Annotated in this window: 26 protein-coding genes; 20 read left to right on the top strand and 6 right to left on the bottom strand. The window is 62.7% G+C overall.

Translation table 11 applies throughout. The features are described from left to right. Positions 1-54: 54 nt before the first annotated feature. Entirely contained in the window at positions 55-210 is a 156-nt protein-coding gene (locus tag NKH03_RS23550) for a hypothetical protein (protein ID WP_352970813.1), read from the bottom strand. A 394-nt stretch (positions 211-604) separates the two neighbouring features. Between NKH03_RS23550 and cysS the strand changes: the two genes are divergently transcribed. From cysS to NKH03_RS23595, 9 genes are all read left to right on the top strand, one after another. After that, positions 605-2,041 (top strand): cysteine--tRNA ligase, encoded by a 1,437-nt coding sequence (gene cysS / locus NKH03_RS23555; RefSeq protein ID WP_352970814.1) that lies wholly within the window; start codon positions 605-607, stop codon positions 2,039-2,041. Between the two features lie 280 nt (positions 2,042-2,321). Then, positions 2,322-2,729: an endonuclease domain-containing protein gene (locus NKH03_RS23560; protein WP_352868270.1), complete on the top strand. Its 408-nt coding sequence runs from the start codon at positions 2,322-2,324 to the stop codon at positions 2,727-2,729. Continuing rightward, positions 2,726-3,112 (top strand): VOC family protein, encoded by a 387-nt coding sequence (locus NKH03_RS23565; RefSeq protein WP_352970815.1) that lies wholly within the window; start codon positions 2,726-2,728, stop codon positions 3,110-3,112. The genes NKH03_RS23560 and NKH03_RS23565 overlap by 4 nt, the downstream gene beginning before the upstream one ends. Positions 3,113-3,118: 6 nt before the next feature. After that, positions 3,119-3,610 (top strand): GFA family protein, encoded by a 492-nt coding sequence (locus tag NKH03_RS23570; protein ID WP_352970817.1) that lies wholly within the window; start codon positions 3,119-3,121, stop codon positions 3,608-3,610. Then, complete coding sequence (locus NKH03_RS23575) at positions 3,607-4,083, top strand: GFA family protein (protein ID WP_352970818.1); 477 nt, start codon at positions 3,607-3,609, stop codon at positions 4,081-4,083. Before NKH03_RS23570 ends, NKH03_RS23575 begins: the two co-directional genes overlap by 4 nt. Then, complete coding sequence (gene pip, locus NKH03_RS23580; protein ID WP_352970820.1) at positions 4,080-5,036, top strand: prolyl aminopeptidase; 957 nt, start codon at positions 4,080-4,082, stop codon at positions 5,034-5,036. Before NKH03_RS23575 ends, pip begins: the two co-directional genes overlap by 4 nt. Beyond that, positions 5,033-6,655, top strand: coding sequence for a citramalate synthase (gene cimA, locus NKH03_RS23585; RefSeq protein WP_352970821.1), 1,623 nt, complete (start codon positions 5,033-5,035; stop codon positions 6,653-6,655). The genes pip and cimA overlap by 4 nt, the downstream gene beginning before the upstream one ends. Positions 6,656-6,738: 83 nt before the next feature. After that, positions 6,739-7,656, top strand: coding sequence for an EamA family transporter RarD (gene rarD / locus NKH03_RS23590; protein ID WP_352868255.1), 918 nt, complete (start codon positions 6,739-6,741; stop codon positions 7,654-7,656). Between the two features lie 9 nt (positions 7,657-7,665). Further along, positions 7,666-8,352: a glutathione S-transferase family protein gene (locus NKH03_RS23595; RefSeq protein WP_352970822.1), complete on the top strand. Its 687-nt coding sequence runs from the start codon at positions 7,666-7,668 to the stop codon at positions 8,350-8,352. 12 nt (positions 8,353-8,364) lie between these two features. Here the strand turns inward: NKH03_RS23595 and NKH03_RS23600 are convergent, their stop codons facing one another. After that, the gene (locus NKH03_RS23600; protein ID WP_352970823.1) at positions 8,365-9,366 is read right to left on the bottom strand and encodes a transporter; all 1,002 of its coding nucleotides are present in this window, start codon (positions 9,364-9,366) and stop codon (positions 8,365-8,367) included. 290 nt (positions 9,367-9,656) lie between these two features. Between NKH03_RS23600 and NKH03_RS23605 the strand changes: the two genes are divergently transcribed. After that, complete coding sequence (locus NKH03_RS23605) at positions 9,657-10,085, top strand: LysR substrate-binding domain-containing protein (protein ID WP_352970824.1); 429 nt, start codon at positions 9,657-9,659, stop codon at positions 10,083-10,085. Positions 10,086-10,320: 235 nt separating this feature from the next. Here NKH03_RS23605 and NKH03_RS23610 read toward each other — a convergent pair whose 3' ends face one another. Further along, positions 10,321-10,932: an LOG family protein gene (locus NKH03_RS23610; RefSeq protein WP_352880793.1), complete on the bottom strand. Its 612-nt coding sequence runs from the start codon at positions 10,930-10,932 to the stop codon at positions 10,321-10,323. Between the two features lie 126 nt (positions 10,933-11,058). Between NKH03_RS23610 and NKH03_RS23615 the strand changes: the two genes are divergently transcribed. Next, positions 11,059-12,609 (top strand): LysM peptidoglycan-binding domain-containing protein, encoded by a 1,551-nt coding sequence (locus tag NKH03_RS23615; protein WP_352970825.1) that lies wholly within the window; start codon positions 11,059-11,061, stop codon positions 12,607-12,609. A gap of 30 nt (positions 12,610-12,639) precedes the next feature. Here the strand turns inward: NKH03_RS23615 and NKH03_RS23620 are convergent, their stop codons facing one another. Then, positions 12,640-13,431, bottom strand: coding sequence for an NAD(P)H-dependent oxidoreductase (locus NKH03_RS23620; protein ID WP_352970826.1), 792 nt, complete (start codon positions 13,429-13,431; stop codon positions 12,640-12,642). A 94-nt stretch (positions 13,432-13,525) separates the two neighbouring features. Here NKH03_RS23620 and NKH03_RS23625 point away from each other — a divergent pair, with 94 nt between their 5' ends. The 4 genes from NKH03_RS23625 (at position 13,526) to NKH03_RS23640 (ending at position 17,301) form a co-directional block, all read left to right on the top strand. Continuing rightward, on the top strand, positions 13,526-14,458 hold the full coding sequence (locus NKH03_RS23625; protein ID WP_352970827.1) for a LysR family transcriptional regulator: 933 nt from the start codon (positions 13,526-13,528) through the stop codon (positions 14,456-14,458). A 67-nt stretch (positions 14,459-14,525) separates the two neighbouring features. Continuing rightward, positions 14,526-14,867 carry an ArsR/SmtB family transcription factor gene (locus NKH03_RS23630; protein ID WP_352868238.1) on the top strand — a complete coding sequence of 114 codons (342 nt, stop codon included), beginning with the start codon at positions 14,526-14,528 and terminating at the stop codon, positions 14,865-14,867. Between the two features lie 77 nt (positions 14,868-14,944). After that, on the top strand, positions 14,945-16,825 hold the full coding sequence (locus NKH03_RS23635) for an ABCB family ABC transporter ATP-binding protein/permease (protein ID WP_352970828.1): 1,881 nt from the start codon (positions 14,945-14,947) through the stop codon (positions 16,823-16,825). A gap of 128 nt (positions 16,826-16,953) precedes the next feature. Beyond that, the gene (locus NKH03_RS23640) at positions 16,954-17,301 is read left to right on the top strand and encodes an antibiotic biosynthesis monooxygenase (protein WP_352970829.1); all 348 of its coding nucleotides are present in this window, start codon (positions 16,954-16,956) and stop codon (positions 17,299-17,301) included. Here the strand turns inward: NKH03_RS23640 and NKH03_RS23645 are convergent. After that, entirely contained in the window at positions 17,298-18,170 is an 873-nt protein-coding gene (locus tag NKH03_RS23645; RefSeq protein ID WP_352970830.1) for an SMP-30/gluconolactonase/LRE family protein, read from the bottom strand. The two genes, NKH03_RS23640 and NKH03_RS23645, sit on opposite strands and share 4 nt — an antisense overlap. 62 nt (positions 18,171-18,232) lie before the next feature. On the opposite strand from NKH03_RS23645, the gene NKH03_RS23650 reads away from it, so the two are divergent. Continuing rightward, a complete protein-coding gene (locus NKH03_RS23650) occupies positions 18,233-18,523 on the top strand; it encodes a hypothetical protein (protein WP_352970831.1) in 291 nt (96 codons plus the stop codon). A gap of 112 nt (positions 18,524-18,635) precedes the next feature. Here NKH03_RS23650 and NKH03_RS23655 read toward each other — a convergent pair whose 3' ends face one another. Further along, positions 18,636-19,751, bottom strand: coding sequence for a cystathionine gamma-lyase (locus tag NKH03_RS23655; protein ID WP_352970832.1), 1,116 nt, complete (start codon positions 19,749-19,751; stop codon positions 18,636-18,638). A 407-nt stretch (positions 19,752-20,158) separates the two neighbouring features. On the opposite strand from NKH03_RS23655, the gene mraZ reads away from it, so the two are divergent. Genes mraZ through NKH03_RS23675 form a run of 4 tightly spaced genes read left to right on the top strand, consistent with a single transcriptional unit; the run spans position 20,159 to position 23,754 of the window. Continuing rightward, positions 20,159-20,617: a division/cell wall cluster transcriptional repressor MraZ gene (gene mraZ, locus NKH03_RS23660; protein ID WP_352970834.1), complete on the top strand. Its 459-nt coding sequence runs from the start codon at positions 20,159-20,161 to the stop codon at positions 20,615-20,617. Next, positions 20,614-21,648: a 16S rRNA (cytosine(1402)-N(4))-methyltransferase RsmH gene (rsmH, locus tag NKH03_RS23665; protein WP_352970835.1), complete on the top strand. Its 1,035-nt coding sequence runs from the start codon at positions 20,614-20,616 to the stop codon at positions 21,646-21,648. Before mraZ ends, rsmH begins: the two co-directional genes overlap by 4 nt. Positions 21,649-21,652: 4 nt before the next feature. Further along, a complete protein-coding gene (gene ftsL / locus NKH03_RS23670) occupies positions 21,653-22,048 on the top strand; it encodes a cell division protein FtsL (RefSeq protein WP_352865337.1) in 396 nt (131 codons plus the stop codon). Next, positions 22,045-23,754, top strand: coding sequence for a peptidoglycan D,D-transpeptidase FtsI family protein (locus tag NKH03_RS23675; RefSeq protein ID WP_352970837.1), 1,710 nt, complete (start codon positions 22,045-22,047; stop codon positions 23,752-23,754). The genes ftsL and NKH03_RS23675 overlap by 4 nt, the downstream gene beginning before the upstream one ends. Position 23,755: the final 1 nt, after the last annotated feature.

Consider the following 23,755-nt stretch of genomic DNA (forward strand, 5'->3'; position numbering starts at 1 on the left):
GTGCATGTCAGCGCCCTCATGCCAGGCGCCTTTTGCGCCCGCCGCACACCGCCTTCAGGCAGCGCGGGGCGATACGATCTTCTGTGCCGGCTTCTTCTTCTTCGCGGTGTGGAGAAGGGCGGCGACGATCGCGGCCGGACCGATTGCGCGGTAGTGGTTGGCCAGCGCCGGTTGCTTGGCGCGGTTGGATTCCTGCTTGCTGCAAGGCATGTCTCTCTTCCCAGGTAACATTTTCGTGTCCGCGTTTGATGGCCGATTCTGACCAAATCGTGACGCCCGCTGATCTAGCCGACGAATGTTTCATGACTGTGCCGACATGTTTAATAAAATGTTTCAGTGCATCATTACCTGTGATCCAGCGATGTTTTTGCCGAAACTAGCGACTTGACGGCAACACAAGCCAAGGCGATAAAGCCGCCCATGAAAACGTCTTTCGCCATTTGTGGCATTTGCATTATTGGCTAGCCTCGCGCTGGTCCGGACGTTTTCGCCTCATCTTCCCCAGATTGGACAAACGCCCCGGCCAGCAGGCTGGAATCCGATTTGCGCCTCGGCGCAAGACAGGTTCCATCCAAACAAAAAGTTCTGAACCGGGAAGGCACGAATGTCTGACGCATCGCAGGGCCTGCGCCTCTACAACACGCTGACGCGAGCGAAGGAGGATTTCGTCCCGATCGATGGGCGCAATGTGCGCATGTATGTCTGCGGCCCGACCGTCTATGACTTTGCCCATATCGGCAATGCCAGGCCGGTGATCGTCTTCGACGTGCTGTTTCGCTTGCTGCGTCATGTCTATGGGCAGACGCACGTCACCTATGTGCGCAACATCACCGACGTCGACGACAAGATCAACGCGCGCGCCTTGCGGGATTTTGGCGGCGAGATCGCTTCAGGCACGCTTTCGCTCAACGAAGCGATCCGGCGGGTCACCGAAAAGACCGCCGACCAGTTCCACCGCGACGTGGCGGTTCTTGGCTGCCTGGAGCCGACGGTCGAGCCGCGCGCCACCGAATTCGTCGAGCCCCGCGCTGACGGCAAGGTGGACATGATCACCCTGATTCAAAGCCTGATCGAACGCGGCCATGCCTATGTTGCCGCGGGCGAAGTGCTGTTCGACACGGCGTCGATGCCCGACTACGGCCAACTGTCGAAACGCAATCTTGACGAGCAGCAGGCCGGCGCTCGCGTCGCCGTGGACGCGCACAAGAAAAACCCCGGCGATTTTGTCCTCTGGAAGATGTCGTCACCGGAGGAGCCCGGCTGGAATTCGCCATGGGGCAGGGGCCGGCCCGGCTGGCACATCGAATGCTCGGCGATGTCGGCCGCCTATCTCGGCGAGGTGTTCGACATCCACGGCGGAGGTCTCGACCTGATCTTCCCGCATCATGAGAACGAGATCGCCCAGTCGCGCTGCGCCCACGGCACCGATGTCATGGCCAACATCTGGATGCACAATGGCTTCCTGCAGGTCGAAGGCCAGAAAATGTCGAAGAGCCTCGGCAATTTCTACTCGATCAACGAACTCTTGGAGACCGAGACCTTCGGTGGCCGCAAATGGCCGGGTGAGGTGCTGCGGCTGGCGATGCTGATGACGCACTATCGCGAGCCCATCGACTTTTCCGTGCGCAAGCTGGAAGAGGCCGAGAACACGCTGCGCAAATGGAAGCGGGCGGCCGACCTGGCGCCGGCTGCGGCAGGTCAGTTGCCCGCGGCGGTTATAGATGCCTTGTCGGACGATCTCGCCACCTATGCCGCCTTCCAGCTTTTGACCCAGTTGGCCGGCGAGTCAGCGGACGGCAACGATGCGGCGGCCGCACTGAAGGCGTCGCTGCTGTTCTTCGGCTTCGATGTCGCCTCGGCGAAGGTTGATGAAGACCACGTCGCCAAGGCCATCGCCAAGCGCCTCGCATTCATCGCCGCCAAGAACTGGGTCGAAGCCGACCGCATCCGCGACGAACTGTTGGCACAAGGTATACAGTTGAAGGACGGCAAGGATCCGGTCACCGGCGAACGCATCACCACTTGGGAGGTGAAGCGGTGAGGGTGGCGCGAAACACTTTTGCAAGGTTGGCGAAGACGCTGGCGACAGCCGATCTCCCCCCTTGCGGGGGAGATGTCCGGCAGGACAGAGGGGGGTGTGAAGGAACGCCAGCGTTTCTGTTTGCCCACTCTCGTTTCGACCGTTTTCCGAAAAGGCAGCGGTCTCCAGTTGATAAGCGGGCGGGACAGCACCCCCCTCTGTCCTGCCGGACATCTCCCCCGCAAGGAGGGAGATCGGCCCTAGTCGCCGATTTCGCTAGTTGCCGGCGAAGGGGTGTTTGATGGGACACGATCTTGTTCCGCAACGACACCGCCGGAATGCAAAATCCATGCGTCGCGTTATGACCGATGCGGAGTTGAAACTTTGGAATGAGTTGCGCGCTCATCGGCTGATGGGAATGAGCTTTCGGCGGCAGGTGCCGATTGGACCTTACATCGTCGACTTTGCTTGCTCAGCCTATCATCTCGTTGTCGAGGTCGACGGTAGCCAACATGCGGATAGCGAAAATCTACAACATGACGAGACACGCAGCGCATATTTGAAGAGCAGCGGCTGGACCATCCTGCGCTTCTGGAACGACGACGTCATTCGCGATATCGACAATGTCTGCCAGCACATCGTTATCGAGGCTGGCCTGGCCGGCGCTGAAAAGCCAGTACCCGAACCAGCAAGGGAGTCCGTTTCATGATCGACCATCTCGGCATCACCGTTGCCGATTTCGACGCTTCGAAGGGTTTCTACGACAAGGCGATGGCGCCCCTTGGTGCGGCGCTGCTGTACATGGTGCCGCTGGAATACACCGGCGGCGCCAAGGTCGGTGGCTATGGCCGCGACCGGCCGGTGTTCTGGCTGAGTACCGGCAAGGACAAACCCAATGACCACCAGCACGTCGCCTTCACCGCGCGCAGCCGCGCCGAGGTCAATGCCTTCCATGCCGCGGCCCTTGCCGCCGGCGGCAAGGACAATGGCGGGCCGGGCCTGCGTCCGCACTATCATCCGAGCTACTACGCCGCCTTCGTCTTCGATCCCGACGGCAACAATGTCGAGGCCGTCTGCCATGCCCCGGAGTGAGCGGCGATGAGCCTCGACAACCGGCCGATCTACACCGGCGGCTGCCAGTGCGGCGCGGTGCGCTTTCGCGTCGAAGGCGCGTTGGGGGACGCTTCGATCTGCCATTGCCGCATGTGCCAGAAGGCGTTCGGCTCGTTCTACGCGCCGCTGGTTTCAGTGCGCGAGGCGAAGCTCGACTGGACGCGTGGCGAGCCGAAATATTTTCGCTCATCCAACCATGTCGATCGTGGTTTTTGCGGCAATTGCGGCACGCCGCTGACCTTCACCGCGCCGGATGGTGTCGGGCTGGCGATCGGTGCGTTCGACAATCCGGCGGAGATCGTGCCGCTGATCCAGTGGGGCACGGAGGCAAAGCTGCCCTATGTCGATACGATCCCGCAATTGCCGGGCGAGGAGACCATGGCCGACATGTCGTCGGCCCCCTACCTGGCCGATCTCGTCTCCTATCAGCATCCAGACCACGACACCGACCAATGGCCGCCAGAGGAAAAGTCATGACCGATCAGGTAAGAACCGGTGGCTGCCAATGCGGCGCCGTGCGTTTCCGCATTCATGGGGCGCTCGGCCGTCCGTCCATCTGCCATTGCCGCATGTGCCAGAAGCAATTCGGCTCGTTCTTCGGTGCGCTGGTGACGGTGCCCAGGGATGGCGTCGAGTGGACCCATGAAGAGCCGAGCTATTTCCAATCGTCGGTCAACATCGATCGTGGTTTCTGCGCTAGATGCGGGACGCCGCTGACCTATCGGCAGCCCGGCGGACTTGAGATCGCCATCGGCGCCTTCGACGACCGTTCCGATCTCGCCCCGCAGATCCAGGTCAATTACGCAGCGCGGCTGCCCTGGGTGGAGACGATCTTCGATCAGCCCGTTCATCAGGACCCCGACTACTACGCGAGGCAGGAGCAGATCATCTCCTTCCAGCATCCCGACCATGAAACAGCGGACTGGCCGACCAAAGGTTTGCAACTATGAGCAGTCAATTGCGTACGCTCTACCCCGAGATCGAGGCGTTCGATTCCGGCATGCTCGATGTCGGCGACGGCCATCAGGTCTACTGGGAGCGTTCCGGCACCAAGGGCGCCAAGCCGGCCGTGTTCCTGCATGGCGGGCCAGGTGGCACCATCTCGCCAAAACATCGGCGGCTGTTTGACCCGAAGCTTTACGACGTCATCCTGTTCGACCAGCGCGGCTGCGGAAAATCGACGCCCAACGCCTCGCTCGAAGCCAACACGACATGGCATCTGGTCGCCGATATCGAACGTTTGCGCGAAATGGTCGGCTTCGACAAATGGCTGGTGTTCGGCGGCTCCTGGGGCTCCACGCTTGCGCTCGCCTATGCCGAGACGCACCCCGAACGCGTCAGCGAACTGGTGGTGCGCGGCATCTACACACTGACGCGCGCCGAACTCGAATGGTACTACCAGTTCGGCGTTTCGGAGATGTTCCCGGACAAATGGGAGCGTTTCCTGGCGCCGATCCCCGAGGCCGAGCGCGGCGACATGATGGCCGCCTACCGCAAGCGGCTGGTCGGCAGCGATCGCAAGGCGCGGATCGAAGCCGCTCGCGCCTGGAGCCTGTGGGAAGGCGAAACCATCACGCTGTTGCCGGAGCCCGAAACCAGCGGTCCGTTTGGTGAAGACGACTATGCCGTCGCCTTCGCCCGCATCGAGAACCACTATTTCGTCCATGCCGGCTGGCTGGAGGAAGGTCAGCTGTTGCGCGATGCGCACAAGCTTGCGGATATTCCCGGCACCATCGTCCATGGCCGCTACGACATGCCGTGCCCGGCGCGCTATGCCTGGGCGCTGCACAAGGCCTGGCCGAAGGCGGATTTCCATCTGATCGAGGGCGCCGGTCATGCGTATTCGGAGCCGGGTATCCTTGACCGGCTGATCCGCGCGACGGACAAGTTTGCAGGCAAATGACCATGAGCCGCGAGCGCCTCTATCTCTTCGACACCACGTTGCGTGATGGCCAGCAGACGCCGGGCATCGACTTTTCCGTCGAGGACAAGATCGCCATCGCCAAACTGCTTGACGCCTTCGGCCTCGACTATGTCGAGGGCGGCTATCCCGGCGCCAACCCGACCGACACGGCCTTCTTCCAGGAGAAGCGCACGGCACGCGCCAAATTCGTCGCCTTCGGCATGACCAAGCGGGCAGGGGTATCGGCGTCCAACGATCCCGGCCTTGCATCACTGGTGCAGTCGGAATCGGACGCCATCTGCTTCGTCGCCAAGAGCTGGGACTACCATGTCCGTGTCGCGCTCGGCTGCACCAATGAGGAGAACCTCGACGCCATCAAAGCCTCCGTCGAGGCGGCGATCGCCGCCGGCAAGGAGACATTGGTCGACTGCGAGCATTTCTTCGACGGCTTCAAGGCCAATCCCGACTATGCGCTGGCCTGTGCCAGGACCGCCTATGATGCCGGCGCGCGCTGGGTGGTGCTGTGCGACACCAATGGCGGCACGCAGCCGTCGGAAGTCCGCGCCATTGTCGAGAGCGTCATCGCCTTCGGAATCCCCGGCGATCATCTCGGCATCCATGCCCATGACGACACTGGCCAGGCCGTGGCCAATTCGCTGGCCGCGGTCGAGGCCGGCGTGCGCCAGATACAGGGCACGCTCAACGGTATCGGCGAGCGCTGCGGCAACGCCAACCTGATCTCGATCATGCCGACGCTGGCGCTGAAGCCGGCTTTCGCCGATCGTTTCGAGACGGGCATTTCGACTGAGGCGCTGACCGGTATTTCGCGCCTGTCGCGCGCCTTTGATGAACTCTTGAACCGCGCCCCGGAAGCGCAGGCGCCCTATGTCGGCGCATCCGCCTTCGCGACCAAGGCCGGCATCCATGCTTCGGCGCTGGCCAAGGAGCCGGCGACCTATGAGCATGTGCCTCCGGAAACGGTCGGCAACCGCCGCCGCGTCATGGTTTCGGATCAGGGCGGCAAGGCCAATTTCCTCGCCGAGTTGAAGCGACGCGGCATCGACGTGCCGAAGGACGATCACCGGCTCGACGCGCTGATATCAGTGGTCAAGGAACGTGAGGCCGAGGGCTATGCCTATGAGGGTGCCGACGCCAGCTTCGAGCTTCTGGCGCGCAAGATGCTGCACGGTCTGCCGGAGTTCTTCTACGTCACCTCGTTCCGCTGCATGGTCGAGCGCCGCTTCGACGCCAACGGCCAGTTGAAGACGGTGTCCGAAGCGATCGTGAAAGTGCTGGTTGACGGCGAGGAGAAGATGTCGGTGGCCGAGGGGCATGGCCCGGTCAACGCACTCGACATCGCGTTGCGCAAGGACCTCGGAAAATTCCAGGGCGAGATTGCCGACATGGAGCTTGCCGACTTCAAGGTGCGTATCCTCAATGGCGGCAGCGAGGCGATCACCCGCGTTCTGATCGAATCGCATGACGGCACCGGGGCGCGCTGGTGGACAGTCGGCGTTTCCGAAAACATCATCGACGCCTCGTTCCAGGCGCTGATGGATTCCATCGTCTACAAGCTGATGAAGAACCGCGAGATGGCCGGCCTGGTGGCGGCCGAATAGGGTTGAACCATCAGCGAAAGTCCATTGATCCATCAGAACTTTGCGATGGTCTTGGCAAGATGGCTGGGCCATAGCGTTGGGCCATGGCCACTGAAGCGATTACCCTGGACGCGGACTCGAAGGCACGGCGCGGCTTTTTGCTGGCGCTTGGCGCCTATCTCTTGTGGGGAATGCTGCCCTTCTACATGAAGGCCGTGGCGCATCTGCCGCTTGCTGAAGTGATAGCCCATCGCATCGTCTGGTCGGTGCCGATCGCCGCCGCCGTCCTGATCTGGGCTGGCCGCACGGCGGACTTCAAGGCGGCGTTGCGTTCGCCGCGCACCATCGCCATGGCCGCGCTGACGGCGGCGCTGATCTCGGTCAACTGGGGCATCTATGTCTGGGCGATCGCCGTCGACCGCACCGTCGAGACCGCGCTCGGCTATTACATCAACCCGCTGGTCAGTGTCGTCGTCGGCGCGCTGTTGCTGGGTGAGCGGCTCGACCGGCTGCAGATCGCGGCGGTGGTGCTGGCGGCCGTCGCCGTCGCCGTGCTGACCATCGAGGGCGGCAAGCTGCCCTGGGTGTCGCTGGCCTTGGCGTTTTCCTTCGCCGCCTACGGCTTCTTCCGCAAGACCCTGCCGATCGGCCCGAGCCAAGGGTTTCTGCTCGAAGTGCTTTTGCTGTCGGTGCCGGCCCTTGGCTACATCGTCTACCTGATCGCGACCGGACAGGACCACATCGTATCCAGTAGCGGTACCGATACGGCGCTGCTGATTGGCTGCGGTCCGGTCACGTCGGTGCCGCTCTTGCTGTTCGCCTTCGGCGCCAAGCTGTTGCGCCTCTCCACCATCGGCATCATGCAATACATCGCGCCGACCATGGTGTTCCTGATCGCCGTGCTGATCTTCGATGAGCCTTTCGGCACCACCCAGGCCGTCGCCTTTGCACTGATCTGGGCGGCACTGGCGGTGTATTCCTGGTCGATGTTGACGACAGCGCGCAAGGCTTCTGCCCGGTAAGGAGTTTCGATGTACTTGCTGCATATCGCCAACAAGAACTATTCCTCATGGTCGTTGCGGCCCTGGGTGCTGATGCGGGAGCTGGACATCCCATTCGAGGAGCGGCTGACGCCATTCCCGACCGGATCGAGCTGGGAGCTCTACCGGTCGTTCTCGCCCAGCGGCCGGGTGCCGTGCCTGATCGACGACGGTTGGGCGGTCTGGGATTCGCTCGCCATCGCCGAATATCTTGCGGAACGCCACCATGGCGTTTGGCCCGTCGAGGCCAAGGCACGCGCCTGGGCACGCTCGGCCGCCGCCGAGATGCATTCGAGCTTCACCGCACTGCGCGGCACATGCCCGATGAGTTGCGGCCTGCGCGTAAAGCCGTTTCCGATGTCCGATGCGCTGAAGCAGGATCTCTTTCGCCTCGGCGATCTCTGGAACGATGGTCTTGCCCGTTTCGGCGGACCGTTTCTCGCCGGCTCTCATTTCACCGCCGTCGACGCCTTCTTTGCTCCCGTGGCATTTCGGGTTCAGTCGTACGGGCTCTCCTTCGAGGGGGCGGCAGCCATCTATCCGGAGCAACTGCTTGCCCTGCCGGCGATGCGCGAATGGTATGCGGCGGGCCTTGCCGAGACCTGCCGCGAGCCCGACCACGAAGCGGAAGTCGCCGCCGCCGGCACCATCCTCGAGGATTTTCGCGCCTCGGCATGAAAGCTGCTGGCGTTACATCCCCCGGCCGAGCCGCCTGACGAACAGGTAGGTGCCCGCGGCGATAACGAGCGATACCGCCGACACCACCCAAAAACCCATCGGCGTGTTGACCAGAGGCAGTCCGCCGACATTCATGCCGAACAGGCCGGAGATGATGGTCATCGGCAACAGCACCGCCGTCATCACCGACAGCACATAGAGCAGCTGGTTCGACTGCGTCGTCAGCTTGGCCATCAGCTCGTCCTGCAGCAGCCGCGCGCGCGCCTGCAATTGCTCGCCGTCATAGTGCAGCGTCTGCGCACGGTGCGAAAGCCGCGCCGCCATGTCGTTGATGGTGTCAGGCAAATCGTTGCGATGCGAATGGTCGAGATGGCGAAACAGATTCGTCAGCGTCGCCATCTGCCGATGGATCACCACCAGATGCCGCCGAGCGTCGATGAGGGACTGCCGCTCATTGTGCCATGCGTCGCGGACGATGCGATCCTCGATGCCGTCGAGACTGTCGCCGAGCGCCGCGAGTTCGGCCACCATGCCGTCGAGCGACTGGCCGACCACCGCCTCGATCAACTCGGCCGGCGAGCGGAACTTGCGCGATCCGTTCTCGATCGCTTTGCGGATGTTGTCGACCGACTGCAGCGGCTGCTTGCGGGCGCCGACCAGCATGGTGTCGTTGAGGGCGAAGCGGAAATGGCCAAGCCCGCCTGCTTCCGCCGAATAGTCATGTCGCAGGTCCGGCAGGTCGCCGTAGAGCCAGTCATCCTCGAGGTCGATGTGACAGCCATGGCTGGCGGAGAGGAAAGCTTCACGCACCGGCGCCGGCAAGGCCTGGTCGGCGCCGATCTCATGGCGGGCGCGCATGTTGGAGAGCTGGTAGCTGCGCCATGTCCAGTGCGCGGCGGCTGCGTCCCTGGTTCGCACGCCCTCCGCGGTGAAGTGATAGATGAAGAACAACCCGTGCTCGTCGGGCAGGTAAGGCGACAGGTCGGTGCCATCCGGGGCGAGAGCGATATCCATGGGCGCGGTGCCAGATGCAGGTTTCGAACATGGCGCCGCATGGCGGCCGCCTCACCCTTGATGTCTATCACGGGCGAACCCGGTTTCGTGTGACGGTTTCTTGACAGCCGATCACAGTCTGTCGATCACCCACGTCAATCCGGCGGTGACGCCTTCGCCGCCATCGGATTGCGCCCTCTCAACGCTTCGGGCCGAACCCAGGGTAAGGGTTAGGCGAGCACGATTGCGGCCATATCCATCATGCCGACCTTGACCAGGGGACGAGCCGCTGGTGCTGGCGATCCCCGAAGATGATCCGCTTGTCCAAATATCGGAGATTGGGCCGCATCACCGGCCGCATTTGGATCACGGTCGCGCGCCAGCCCGACGACACCAACCGCGGCCAATTCCTAGCCGCCTGCGCCAAAGCCGGCTTTCTGCCCGACATCGCCTATGAGACGGCGGACCCGCTGACCTCGCTCGGTCTGGTCAGCGCCGCTCTCGGCCTGGCAACGGTGGAGGCCAGTCTGCGTGCCGGCGCTCCGTCGCGGATCGTGTTTCGCGACCTGCCATGGTTCGAGCGCACGGTTTCCATCTATCTTGCCTGGCGTCGTCCTGACCGCCGCGCGGTGATCGCCGGCTTGCGGCAGGCAGCTGCAGTAGGCAGTAGGCTAGGGCTCCGCACTCAGGTTAACAAAGACCTGACGACAGTTCGGCGGTGTCGGCTTTTGTGCCGGTAATAGGAATTTTTTCTTGATTCCATGACCTCAGCTATGGTACATATTCGTCCATGGTGCTGATTTGCGCCAGTGACCCGCCGCACAGGCGGGTTTTTCGTTTGATGCTCCGTCAGCCAATGCGCAGGCGAAGGCAGCGAAGGAACCCGTTAAGCCGAGTTCGTTGCCCTGGGCAGTAGGCAGTAGGGGTTGCCGTCCCCCGGCATTCACACTGCCTACCGCCCTATTCCCTACTGCCTCACATCTTGTCTATCACCGACTGCACGCCCTCGGTCGGGGCGTCGACGGAGGATCCAGCCACCATGATGGCGGCGACGATCGCTTCGGGGTCGTCGACGACCAGCGGCTTGACCCGTTGCGCGGTGTGGATGAAGCCCTCGGCGGCCATGTGATCGAGCAACGCCAGCATCGGATCCCAGAATCCGCCGACATTGCCGAAGACGATCGGCTTGCGATGATGGCCGAGCTGTGCCCAGGTCATGACCTCGACGATCTCCTCGACCGTGCCGATGCCGCCCGGCAGCGCCACAAAGGCGTCGGATTTCTCGAACATCTTGTGCTTGCGCTCATGCATGTTGTCGGTGATCAAGAGCTCGTCGAGCCGGCCAAGCGCGGTTTCGGTCGCTTCCTTGTTGATCAGGAAGCGCGGAATGATGCCCGTCACCTTGCCGCCAGCGCGCAAGGCGCCTTCGGCGACGGCGCCCATGATTCCTTTGGTGCCGCCGCCATAGATCAGCCGCAGGCCCGCTTTGGCAATCGAGCGCCCGAGCAGGTGTCCGGCCTTGATATAGATTTCATCGCGGCCCGGAGACGAGCCGCAATAGACGCAGACGGATCGAATCGTGTTCATGCCGATGATTGGTGATTGGGTCTGAAAGCTGGGTCAAGCCCCAAGGGTGAACAAGCCCGGGCTTTTTCTTGTCGGCTTTGGCAAAACAGGTTAGACCGGCGTTAGGTGGCTAAGGGGTAGGGAAATATGGCAATTAATCCATTGAAGGCGTTCCTCTTCGCGGCGGGTGGGACCGTTGCGGTCGCGGGAACCGCCTATGTATCGGGCGCACTCGACCCGTATCTTAATCCGACTCCGCCGGCGCAGGTGGCTGCCTTGACGCCGCCCGTGGCGCCGAAACCGGCTGATCCCGATACGGAAGCGCGGCTGCCTCAAGCTGAGGTCCCAGCCGCTCCCGCCGCGGTGCCCCAGGCAACGGCACCGGCCGCACCGGCAACGGATGCGGCGGCTCCGGCAGCATCGGCTGCGGCCAGTCCGATCGCACCGTCCTTCGATGTCGTGCGCGTCGAGAGCAATGGCTCCATCGTTATCGCCGGCAATGCGGCGCCCAATTCAAAGGTCGAAATACTCAACGGCACGGCCGTGCTCGGTTCGACGGTCGCCGGCACCGATGGCGCCTTTGTTATTATTCTCGATGATCCGCTGAAGCCCGGCGACTATACGATCGCGCTGCGTGCGACGACCGGCGATGTCGTGACACCCTCGGTGCAGACCGCTGTCGTCTCGGTTCCCAAGGATACGGCCGGCCAGGTGCTTGCCATGGTCGAGGAGCCGGGCAAGCCGGCGGAACTGCTTACCGTTCCCGCACCCGAGACAAAGCCAGCCGCACCGGCTGCCAGCGACCAGGCTGCCGCTCCTGCAGCCGAAGCGCCCGCAACCGCTGCTCCGGCACCAGCCGCACCGGCGCCAGCCGTGGTTGAAGCAGCACCGGCTCCAGCAGCGCCGGCGACGCCGCCCGCCGCAGCCGTGGCCGAACCCAAGATCGTCGTCGAGGCGGTCGAGATCGACGGCAACAAGATCTTTGTCGCCGGCCTCGCCGATCCGGGCCGCAAGGTACGCGCCTATGCCAACGATATCCTGCTCGGTGACGCGCAGACATCACCGGACGGCCATTTCCTCGTCGAGGCGATGCGCGACATCCCGGTCGGCAGCTATACCATCCATGTCGACGGTCTCGATGCCGACGGCGTGAAAGTGGTGGCCCGCGCCGCCGTGCCATTCGAGCGCGAGCCGGGTGAATCGATCGCCGCCGTGGCGCCCGCGGAGCCCAAGCCTGCCGACCCGAAGCCGGCCGCGCCCGCTGTTGTCGCGGCTGCTCCGGCGGAGCCGGCACCGGCTCCTGCCGTGCCGGCAACCGAGGCGCCGGCCATTGCCGGGGCACCGGCTGAAACGGCACCGGCCACCGCGCCCGCTCCCGCCACTGAGGCTCCGGCCGTTGTGGCAGCGGCCCCACCGCCAGGCAATGTGCCCGAGACCGTTGCGCCCAAGCTCGAGCATGCCGACGGTGCTGTCATCATCCGCCGCAACGACACGCTGTGGCGGATTTCACGACGCGTCTATGGCCATGGCGTGCGCTTCTCGACCATCTACCTCGCCAACCAGGATCAGATCAGCGATCCTGATCGCATCTGGCCGGGGCAGGTGTTCAAGGTCCCGGAAAAGTCCAAGGAAGGCGAAGCCGCCGACCTCAAGGCGATGGGCGAGCAGGCAACGACAGCGCCGGCCAAGACCAATTAGAGTCCAAGGCCGTCCAAAGGTCGACGTCAGCTAGTTTGTTGAGCCGCTCAGGTGCAGTTTGAATCCGATCAAGTTCGGATCGCTCAGGTCGGGGCGTAGCTTCATGCTCGGAATCAAATAGTCGCCGCCATTCTGCCGGCGATAGGGGATGGGTTGCGTGGTCGCGAACGTCCTCATCCTCTCGCGCAGGCGCTCGGCAGTGGGCTCGAAGTCGGCTTCGCCGAAGCGGTCGACGCTATAGGCTACGAACGGCGGAAGGACGTCGTAGCCCGGGTAGTAGAGAATCCCGTGGTTGATCGGGAACAGCAGATCATCGATTGGTCCGTTGACGCCGCGAGGGGCATAGTGCTCCTCCCAGCCACCGGCGGTCACGATCAACATTGCGCGCTTGCCCATCAAGGTTCCCTCGCCGTAGCGGTCGCCCCATCGTTTGTCACTATGTTCGCCCACACCGTAAGCGAAGCCGTAGGCAAAGACCCTGTCGACCCAGCCCTTGAGGATCGCCGGCATGGCAAACCACCAGAGCGGAAACTGGAGAATGAGGGCATCCGCCCACAGCAGCTTTGCGATCTCGGCCTTGACGTCCTCTGTCAGCGCGTCGGCCTCGAAAGACTTTTTGGAAGCCGCGGCAGGCATCAGCCGCGCATCAGACGCCAAAACCGGAAAGTCGGCCCGATCAACCGCTGATTTCCAACCTTGGGCATAAAGGTCCGTCACCCGCACTTCGTGGCCTTGTGCCTCGAGTTCTCTAATGGCGACGTCGCGGAGCGCGCCGTTGAGCGAGCGCGATTCGGGATGAGCGAAGATAAGTAGAATTTTCATGCGGGGACTCCTTGGATTGAAAAACTGGTCCCTTAGCTAGGCAATATCGACATAATCCGCTACGCATTCGTAATGCATAAGATTGTGCCGAATAATGAATAAATCAGATATCACCCTCGAACGCATGCGCACTTTCATTCGCGTTGCGGAACGGGGCAGTCTGTCGTTGGTTGCCGGCGAACTGGGCATCGGGCAATCGACGGTTACGCGGCATTTGCAAGAGCTTGAAGAGGCAGTGGGTGTGCCTTTGCTCAGCAGGACCACCCGGCGGGTCACGCTGACCGATGAGGGCAGCCGGTACTATGCTAACAGCGTCCAGATCCTGCGCCTTGTCGAGCAGGCCGGCGACGAAGCGCGGGGCGCACGTGGCGCGCCGGCCGGCACCGTGCGGATATCCTGTACGGCCGCTTTCGGGGTCTTGCACACCAGCCGGCTCATCTTCGCCTTTCAGGACCGATATCCCGACATCGGAATTGACCTCAGCCTCACCGATGAGCGTGTCGATCTCGTCCGGGAAGGCGTCGATATCGCGCTTCGCTTGGGTCCGCTAACGGACAGCTCATTGAGGTTGCGGGCCCTCGGCCTATCACGGCGCCTGCTCGTGGCATCGCCGGATTATCTGGCGGCGCGAGGCAGACCGGCTGTCCCGTCGGACCTGTCTGGACATGAGGGCATCCGGATGTCGAACGTGGCGGGCAGTGAAACTCTTGCTTTGCAGGGTGTCGGGGGCGAGCGCCATATGGTGCCTTTCGCGGGGCGACTGCGTGTCGACCATGGGCTTGCCGCGCGCGAGGCCTTGGTCGCGGGTCGAGGGGTCGCACCGGCCCACCGATGGCTTGTCGACGATCTTTTGGCGGCGGGACTGCTCGAGACGATACTGGATGATTATTCGCTGCCGTCCGCCCCATTGAACATGCTGATTGTCCCGGAGCGCTCGGGCGTTGCAAGGGTCCGCCTGCTGGTCGACTTCCTGGCCGAACGGATTGCCGACATCCCGGGGATCGAGAAGTCCAGCTCACAGCGTTAGCCGCTATCTGGTCTGCCCAGAAGAGTAGCTTGCGGCGGCGCCAGCCATCGTTTATCGCCGATGGACGATGAGCGACAGCCCCTTCGAAATCCATAGACTCCGCTCCACGTCGGAAGCCCCGGACAGCCGCGCCGTGGCCGCCCGGTTGGCAGCGCTTTCGCACCCGGCGCGAATCGAAATCGTAAAATACCTGTCGGCCAGCAGCTCATGTTGCTGCCGCGAAGTCGTCGATCGTTTCGACCTGGCGCAGTCCACCGTGTCACAACACCTGAAGATACTGGTCGAAGCCGGGCTGGTCCGGTTCGAGCCTGATCGCCAGCGCTCGCGCTATGCGATCGATCACGCCGCGCTCGCCGACGTTTCGGCGTCGCTGACCGCCCTCGTCAATTCCTGCTGCTCCGGCCGCTAGAACCATGATCCCGAAAAGTGAAGCCCGGTTTTCGGACAAGATCATTGTCAAAAAGACATAAGAAGAAGGCACAAGAAATGGCCGAAAAAACCGTCTCCGATTCCTCGACCTTCAAGACGCTGCTCAACCTGTGGCCCTACATGTGGCCGACGGATCGTGCTGATCTGAGAGCCCGGGTCACCTGGGCGACGCTTCTGCTGGTCGTCGCCAAGCTGACGCTGGTCGCCGGTCCCTATTTCTTCAAATGGGCGACCGACGCGCTGGCCGGCGACGCCAAATCGGTGCCGCCGCTGCCGACCTTTCTGCTGGCGCCCGTCATGCTGGTCGTCGCCTACAATGTCGTGCGGCTGGTGCAGCTTGGCTTCAATCAGCTGCGCGACGCGCTGTTTGCCCGCGTCGGCCAATATGCCGTTCGCCAGCTCGCCTTCCGCACCTTCGTCCACATGCACCAACTGTCGCTGCGCTTCCACTTGGAGCGGCGCACCGGCGGCCTGTCGCGCATCATCGAGCGCGGCACCAAGGGCATCGAGACGATCGTGCGCTTCATCATGCTCAACACGGCGCCGACCATCCTCGAATTCGGGCTGACCACCGGCATCTTCGCCTACACCTATGGCTGGAAATATGTGGCCGTCGTCGCGGTCACCGTCTGGGTCTATGTCTGGTTCACGGTCCGCGCCAGCGACTGGCGCATCTCGATCCGCCGCGACATGAACGACAGCGACACCGACGCCAACACCAAGGCGATCGACTCGCTGCTCAATTACGAGACGGTCAAGTATTTCAACAACGAAGGCATGGAGGCCGAGCGCTTCGACCGTTCGATGGCGCGCTACGAAATCGCCGCGACGCGCATCTGGACCTCGCTCGGCTGGCTGAACTTCGGCCAGGGCATCATCTTCGGCCTCGGCACCGTCATCGTCATGTGCATGTCGGCGCTGGAAGTGCAGGCCGGCACGCAGACGGTCGGCGATTTCGTCTTCATCAACGCCATGCTGATGCAGCTGTCGGTGCCTCTGAATTTCATCGGCTTCATCTACCGCGAAATCCGCCAGGGGCTGACCGATATCGAGCAGATGTTCGACCTTTTGGATGTGCCGCAGGAGATCGTCGACAAGCCGAACGCGAAACCGCTTACTGTCAGCGCCGGCAAGGTCGAGTTCCGCGACGTGCATTTCTCCTATGACCCGAACCGCAAGATCCTGAAGGGCATCAGCTTCGAGGTGCCGGCCGGCAAGACCGTCGCCATTGTCGGGCCATCGGGCGCCGGCAAATCGACCATCTCGCGCCTTCTGTTCCGCTTCTACGACGTGCAGGACGGCGAGGTGCTGATCGACGGCCAGGATATCAGGGATGTGACGCAGGAAAGCCTGCGCGGAGCGATCGGCATGGTGCCGCAGGACACCGTGCTGTTCAACGACACCATAGCCTACAACATCCGCTACGGCCGCATCGGCGCCAGCGAGGAGGATATGCGCAAGGCTGCCGAACTTGCCCAGATCGGCCCCTTCATCGAGCGGCTGCCCGACGGCTACAAATCGATGGTCGGTGAGCGTGGGCTGAAGCTTTCGGGCGGCGAAAAGCAGCGCGTGGCGATCGCCCGCACCATCCTGAAGGGGCCGCCGATCCTGATGCTGGACGAAGCAACCTCGGCGCTCGACAGCCACACCGAGCAGGAGATCCAGGCGGCGCTCGATCTGGTCAGCCGTGGCCGCACCACCATCGTCATCGCCCACCGGCTGTCGACGGTGATTACGGCCGACGAGATCATCGTACTGCAGGACGGCCAGATCGCCGAGCGCGGCACGCATGCCGAACTGATGCACAAGCGTGGCCTCTACGCATCGATGTGGGATCGCCAGCGCGAGGCAACCGAGGCCGAGGAGCGGCTGCGGATCGCCCGCGAGGGCGACGAACTTGGCGTCATCGTTCGCCGCCGGATGTCCGAGGTGAATTGACGCCGCTTTGCTTCTCTCACAAGGGGATACGAGGGAGAAGGAAAAACCGCTTGACCTCAACTTAAGTTGAGATTGTACGCCGTTCTTGGAGCCCGGAAGCAACATGGTCCAAGAACGGAATTATCGAAATGAGCAAGACAAGTCAGAATGTTAATGGTGGCAGCGTGTTCAGGGTGGACAAGTTCGTCGTCCCCGCCGCCGCCCGCGAGGAGATACTGGCCAAGGTCAGGACAACGCATGAATTGCTGCGCCTGCAGCAAGGCTTCGTGCAGGATTTCGTGCTCGAGCAATTCTCGGGGCCGGGCGAATTCAACCTCGTCACCATCGTCGAATGGGAGAACCAGACGGCTGTCGACCGGGTCGTGCCGATCGTCACGGCCGAGCATGCGCGTGCCGGTTTCAATCGGCAGGAGACGATCGCCCGGCTTGGCGTGCGAGCCGACATCGCCAACTATCAGCGGATCCCCGGGCTCTAGCCTGGCCAGCCGACGCCAGGTGCCGGCGCTTCAACGCTGAGTACCTGGCCGGTGCGGGCATCGCTGACCATATGCTCGAAGCCGCGCCATTCGGCGGCGACGATGAACAAGGTTTGCCGGCCCGCACCTCCCAGCATGCAGGCAAAGCAGCCGCGATCGACGGTGACCGTCTGCAACACCTCACCGCCTTCGCGCACCCGCACGCAATGCTTGTTGGGGACATCCGCGTACCAGGCGGCCCCTTCGGCATCGAGACAGATGCCGTCGGGATAGCCGTCGAGATCGGCCCAGACGCGTCGATTGGACAGGGTGCCGTCGGCTGCGATGTCGAAGGCGGTCAGCCGGTTGGCATGCGATTCGGCGACGATCAGCGTCTTGTTGTCCGGGGTCACCGCCATGCCATTGGCAAAGGCGATGTTTTCCGCCACTTGCCGGATCGCACTGTCAGGCGTGATCAACACGATGGTGCCGGGACTGAGATGCTCACCGGGCACCGGCGCCGGTCCGCCGCCATTGACATAGATGTTGCCGCGCCCATCGACGACAATCTCGTTCCACGGACTTTTCGACAGGTCACGCAGATCGGCGTGTGTGACGAGCCGCCCATCGGCTTCCTGCCGCAGCAGCAAGCCGTCGCGGCCCGAGACGACGAGCAGGCGGCGATCCGGCAGCCAGTCGATGGAGTAGGGCAGGACGGCTGGCACGGTCAGCACGATCTCCTTGTTGCCATCGGCATCGACGGCGATGACCTCGCCCGTACCCCAGTTGCAGAGCCACAGGCGTCCGTCATGCCAGCGGGGCGATTCCCCGAAGGCGAGGCCGCTGGTTACGACGTTGGCGATGCGCGATGCTGACTTCGACGACTGCATGCTTGGCTCCCGGATTAGTCGCTCCACCGGCCCTTTGCGCAGCGAAGCAGGGAGACGTCTGGTTGAGTTCGGTCAAGTCGCTCCTTTTTCTAATGCCAATGATTTCATGGGGCGTCTCCATGATGATATTTAATTATAGAAAACATCTACTTGTGAAGAAATACAATGCGTATGGATCTTTCGCTCACAATGATGGGGCAGGAATGGTTCGCATAGACTGGGAAAGTAAGGAAATTACGCCTGATTTCTTGCGGGAATGGGCCGAAGTTACCCTGCCATACAAAGTCGCGGTATGGTCTTTGTCAGTTATTTTGGCTGTCGACATAGCAGCCATTTTGGCTTTCGGCACTTGAAAATTTACCACGAGCGCCTCTTGGTGCTGTGAAAGAGGCAATCGTGACTGAGGGTCTGCGTCACGGCCGGCGCAGCATCAATGCGGACGACCTGGTCACCCAATCCACCAGTTCAAACACTGATCTTGTCCAGCGATGTCTCGATCGCCTTCCAAAGCTCTTCCACTGGCTCGCAGCCGACCGAGAGGCGCACGAAACCGGCGGAAACCGCATCGCCTCGCTTCAAGCGCCGCTCGGCGGAGGTATGGACGCCGCCGAAGGATGTCGCGGCCTGGATCAGGTCGCAGTTGTTGATGAAATCCTCGGCCTTGTCCTCCGAGGCGAGTTCGAAAGAGATCAGAAAGCCGAAGCGCTCCATCTGGGCGCGCGCGAGGTTGTGCGACGGATCGCTTTCCAGTCCGGGGAACCGCAGGCCGTTGATCGCCCGGTGGCCTTTCAGCCGCCGCGCGATCACTTCCGCCGAGGAACACATGCGATCGAAGCGCACGTCCAGTGTCTCCAGGCCGCGATGCACCAGCCAGGCTTCGAACGGACCGGGAATGCTGCCGGAAACCTCGCGCCAGCCGGTCACGGCGGCAATGATTTCGGCATTGCGGCTGGCGACATGGCCGAACAGCACATCGGAATGGCCATTGGGTGCCTTGGTGTCGGCGGCAACGACGATATCGGCGCCATGGTCGAGTGGGCGCTGGCCGAAGGGTGTCATCGTCGTGTTGTCGACCACCAGCAGCGCGCCGGCTTTGTGAACAGCGCCGGCTACGGCCGCGATGTCGCAGATATCCAGCCCCGGATTGGCAGGGGTTTCGACAAAGGCAAGGCGATATCCATCGAAGCCGCCATCGAGGAAGGTCGAGGTCGGCCTGACATCGTAGGTGATGCCAAGGGGCTTCAGGAAGCGTTCGGCCAAAGCCCGTGTCGTGTGATAGCCGTCCGAAGGCAGCAGGATGCGATCGCCGGCCTTGAGCACGGCAAAAAATGCTGCCGAGATCGCCGCCATTCCCGAAGGAAAGGCGACGCAGGGCGCGTCCTCCAGATGGGCCAGCATATGTTCGACCGCATCCCAGGTCGGGTTGCTGAAGCGGCCGTACTGGTTGAAACCGGTGGCGTCGCCAGGCGCGTGAAAAATGGCGGCCATGGTCAGGGGCAGAGGGATGGAATCGCCCCTGGCAAGCCCGCTGCTACGCAGATGGGATAGTGCCGCAGCGCGACTGTTCGCTGTTTCAGACATCGATTCTCAAACCCTTTGGTGACCGACCGGATGCAGCGAAACGCTATGCCGGGTAGTGCCTCGCGGCAAGGCGCGTCCGGTTGGGCCAGGCGGCTCTAAACGCTTCGTTAGGCTTAATAGAGCATAAACACGAGACGTGCCGTCAAGGCTGCTCTCATTGGTCGCGGCGTGCGTGTTTGTGAAGCCATCCCGTTGACGCCCATAGTACCCCATGATATCCCATTTAGACATCAAAGCCTTCGTTCCGCGTCAGGGTAAAGCGTACGCCAATCGGGCAGCCGCGGCGGCTGCGCGTTTGCCGTTTCTTGCCCGCGCGAACGGGGTTGGTACGGGGCGGGGAACGCGCCGCGGCGGCGCGTGCGAGACGATGAAGAGGGGTGCGGCGGCGCAAGCGGCTGTAGCGTTTAATGGACCGGTTTCTCTCGAACACGGTGAGCAGGATCGATGCGAAGGGACGGGTATCCGTTCCGGCGCATTTCCGTGCCGTTGTGCAGAAGCGCGGCTATTCGGAACTCTATGCCCTGCGCTGCCTCGATCTGCCGGCGATGGATGTCGGCGGGCTCGACCTGCTCGACCGCTACGAGCAGCGCATCGCACTCGAAGATCCCTTCCTGCAGACGGCGGACGATATGTCGTTCTTTTGCCATGGCGACGGAACATTCTTGAAACTCGACCAGGACGGCCGCATCACGATGAGCGATTTCATTCGCGAACACACCGGCATTTCGGCGGAAGTGACCTTTGTCGGACGCGGCAATTTCTTTCAGATCTGGGAGCCGGGACTGCTTGCTGCCTATGGGGCGCAGGCGCGGGCCCGGCTTTTGCAGCTTCGGCAGGGGACGAAGGCTGGGGAGCGACCGGAATGACGGTGGGCCACGGCGATGACCTTTCTCACGCCGTAGATGGGCACGCCGTTGGCGGACCGGCCCGCCACATTCCGGTCCTCCTTGGCGAAATGCTGGAAGCACTGGCGCCGGCGGAGGGCGACACGATCATCGACGGCACGTTCGGCGCCGGCGGCTACACCAGGGCCATCCTGGCGACGGGTGCCTCCGTGGTGGCGATCGACCGCGATCCGGATGCCATCGCCGCCGGGCGCGATCTCGAGGCGCAGTCGGGCGGCCGGCTGCGGCTGGTGAAGGCGCCGTTCTCCACGCTGGACGAACATGTCGAGAGTGCCGACGGCGTCGTGCTCGACATTGGTGTGTCCTCAATGCAGATCGACCAGGCCGAGCGTGGGTTTTCGTTCCGCGCCGACGGGCCGCTCGACATGCGCATGGCGCAGGCCGGTTTGAGCGCCGCCGACGTCGTCAACAGCTTCAAGCCGGGCGACCTTGCCCGCATCTTCGGCTTTCTCGGCGAAGAGCGTCATGCCGGGCGCATTGCCCGCATGATCGAGGCTCGCCGCGAAAAGCGCCCGTTCGAACGGACGCTGGAACTCGCCGACGCCATTGAGACGCATATCGGTCGTGCGCCGAAGGACAAGATCCATCCGGCCACGCGCGTCTTCCAGGCGCTGCGCATCTTCGTCAATGACGAGCTTGGCGAACTGGCCAAGGCCCTGTTCGCGGCCGAACGCGCGCTGAAGCCGGGCGGACGGCTCGCCGTGGTGACGTTCCATTCGCTGGAAGACCGCATCGTCAAGCGTTTCATCGCCGACCGGGCCGACGTCGCGACCGGCTCGCGTCACCTGCCCGAGGCTCATGCGCGCACCGCGACCTTCCGCAAGGCGGGTGGCGGCGTGACCGCCGGCGACGCCGAGGTGGCGGCCAATCCGCGCGCCCGTTCGGCCAGGCTGCGCGCGGCAATCCGCACCGAGGCGCCGGCGCGCGGCAGCGACTTTTCGATTTTCGGCCTTCCAAAGCTTCCCGGCATCGACCGTCCGGGGGAGAGGTAAGCACGTGTTTCGTACCAGCGACATCGTCCTGATCGCCGTCATGGTTGCGGCGGCTGCCCTTACCTACAAGGCCAAGCGCGAGGCCGAGGAACAATTGGCTTCAGTGCAGAAGATCCATGCGCAGATCCGCTATGAGGAGGACACGATCGACCTGCTCAAGGCCGACTGGAGCCTGCTCACCCAGCCATCGCGGCTGCAGAAGCTGGCCGAACTCTACAAGTCGCAGCTCGAACTCGAGCCGGTCAGCGCTCGCCAGATCGTCGGCATCGGCGACCTGCCGGCCAAATCCCTGGACATTCAGGACATCCTGTCCGGACGCCAGGGCGGCATGGCCGACAATTCCGACCAAGTACCTCCGGGCAGCAGGGATCCCGTGGTGACCGGAGGCATCGCCCAATGATCGGCAAACTGCTGAAGCGTCACGTCAGGACGGGTGAAGACGGATCGATCGTCGTCGAGGGCGCCCGCAAGGCGACCGGCGGCAAGGGCAGGACGCGCATCGTGATGACGATGGCGGTGTTCTTCGGTATCTTCTCGACCATTTCGGGACGCCTGGTCTATCTCGGCTTCCAGACCCCTGACATGTCGGGTGGCCCGCAAAGCCGGGTGACGGCATCGCGGCCCGACATTGTCGACCGCAACGGCGAAGTGCTGGCGACGGACATCAAGACGGCGTCGCTGTTTGCCGAACCGCGCCGCATCGTCGACGCCGACGAGGCGATCGAGAAGCTGTCGACGGTGCTTCCGGACATCGACTACGAGCAGACCTACCGCAAGCTGAAGAGCGGCGCCGGTTTTGTCTGGCTGCAGCGGCAGCTGACGCCCAAGCAACAGTCTGACATCATGCAGCTCGGCATTCCCGGCTTCGGTTTCCGTACCGAGAAGCGCCGCTTCTATCCGAGCGGCGAGACCTCGTCCTACATTGTCGGGCTTACCAACATCGACAACCAGGGCATCTCCGGCATGGAGAAATATGTCGATGAGCAGGGCTTGAGCGACCTGCAGGCATCGGGCCTCGCGGTTGCCAAGGATCTCAAGCCGGTGAAGCTTTCAATCGATCTGCGCGTCCAGCACGTGGTGCGCGATGAGATTGCCGCCGGCCTGGAGCGCTATCGCGCCATGGGCGCTGGCGCCGTTGTGCTCAACGTCAAGACCGGCGAAGTGGTGGCCATGGCCTCGGTGCCGGATTTTGATCCGAACAATCCTTACAATGCACAGGACAAGGACAGGCTGAATCGGATGTCGGCGGGCCTCTACGAGATGGGCTCGACCTTCAAGAGCTTCACCTCCGCCATGGCGCTCGATTCGGGCAAGGCGACGATGGCGAGCCGCTTCGATGCTTCGCATCCAATCCGAGTCGGCCATCAGGCCATTCACGATTTCCACGGCAAGAACCGTGTGCTGTCGTTGCCGGAGGTGTTCCTCTATTCGTCCAACATCGGGTCGGCCAGGGAGGCCGAAATGGTCGGCATCGCGGGGCATCGCGAATTCCTGCATCGCCTTGGAATTTTGGACAAGATGCAGACCGAACTGCCGGAAGTCGCCCGCCCGACTGAACCGAAGGTCTGGAAACAGGTCAATTCGTTCACCATCGCCTTCGGTCATGGCGTGTCGACGACGCCGTTGCAAGCGGCTGTCGGCTGCGCCGCGCTGATGAATGGCGGCTTCCTGATGAACCCCACCTTCCTGATCCGTACACAGGAAGAAGCGATGGCGGTGGCCAAGAAAGTGGTCAGCGAAAAGACGGTCGACGGCATGCGCTACCTCTATACGCTCAACGCCGAGAAGGGCTCGGCCAGAAACGCCAGAGTGCCCGGCTATCGCGTCGGCGGTAAGACCGGAACAGCCGAGAAGGTCATCAATGGCCGCTACTCGAAGGAATTGAATTTCAATACATTCGTCGCCGCTTTTCCGATGGACGATCCACAATACCTGGTGTTTACGATCGCCGACGCCCCGCACCCTGAAAAGCCTGGCATGACAGACGTCGCGGCCTCGAATGCGGGCGTTATGGCGGGCAACATTATTCGGCGTGCGGCTGCCATGCTTGGCGTGAAGCCAGATTTCAGCCATGAAAATGGTGCAACGCTGGTTTCCTATCAGTGAT

This window comes from Mesorhizobium sp. M1406, assembly GCF_040317555.1.
Taxonomy (GTDB): domain Bacteria; phylum Pseudomonadota; class Alphaproteobacteria; order Rhizobiales; family Rhizobiaceae; genus Mesorhizobium.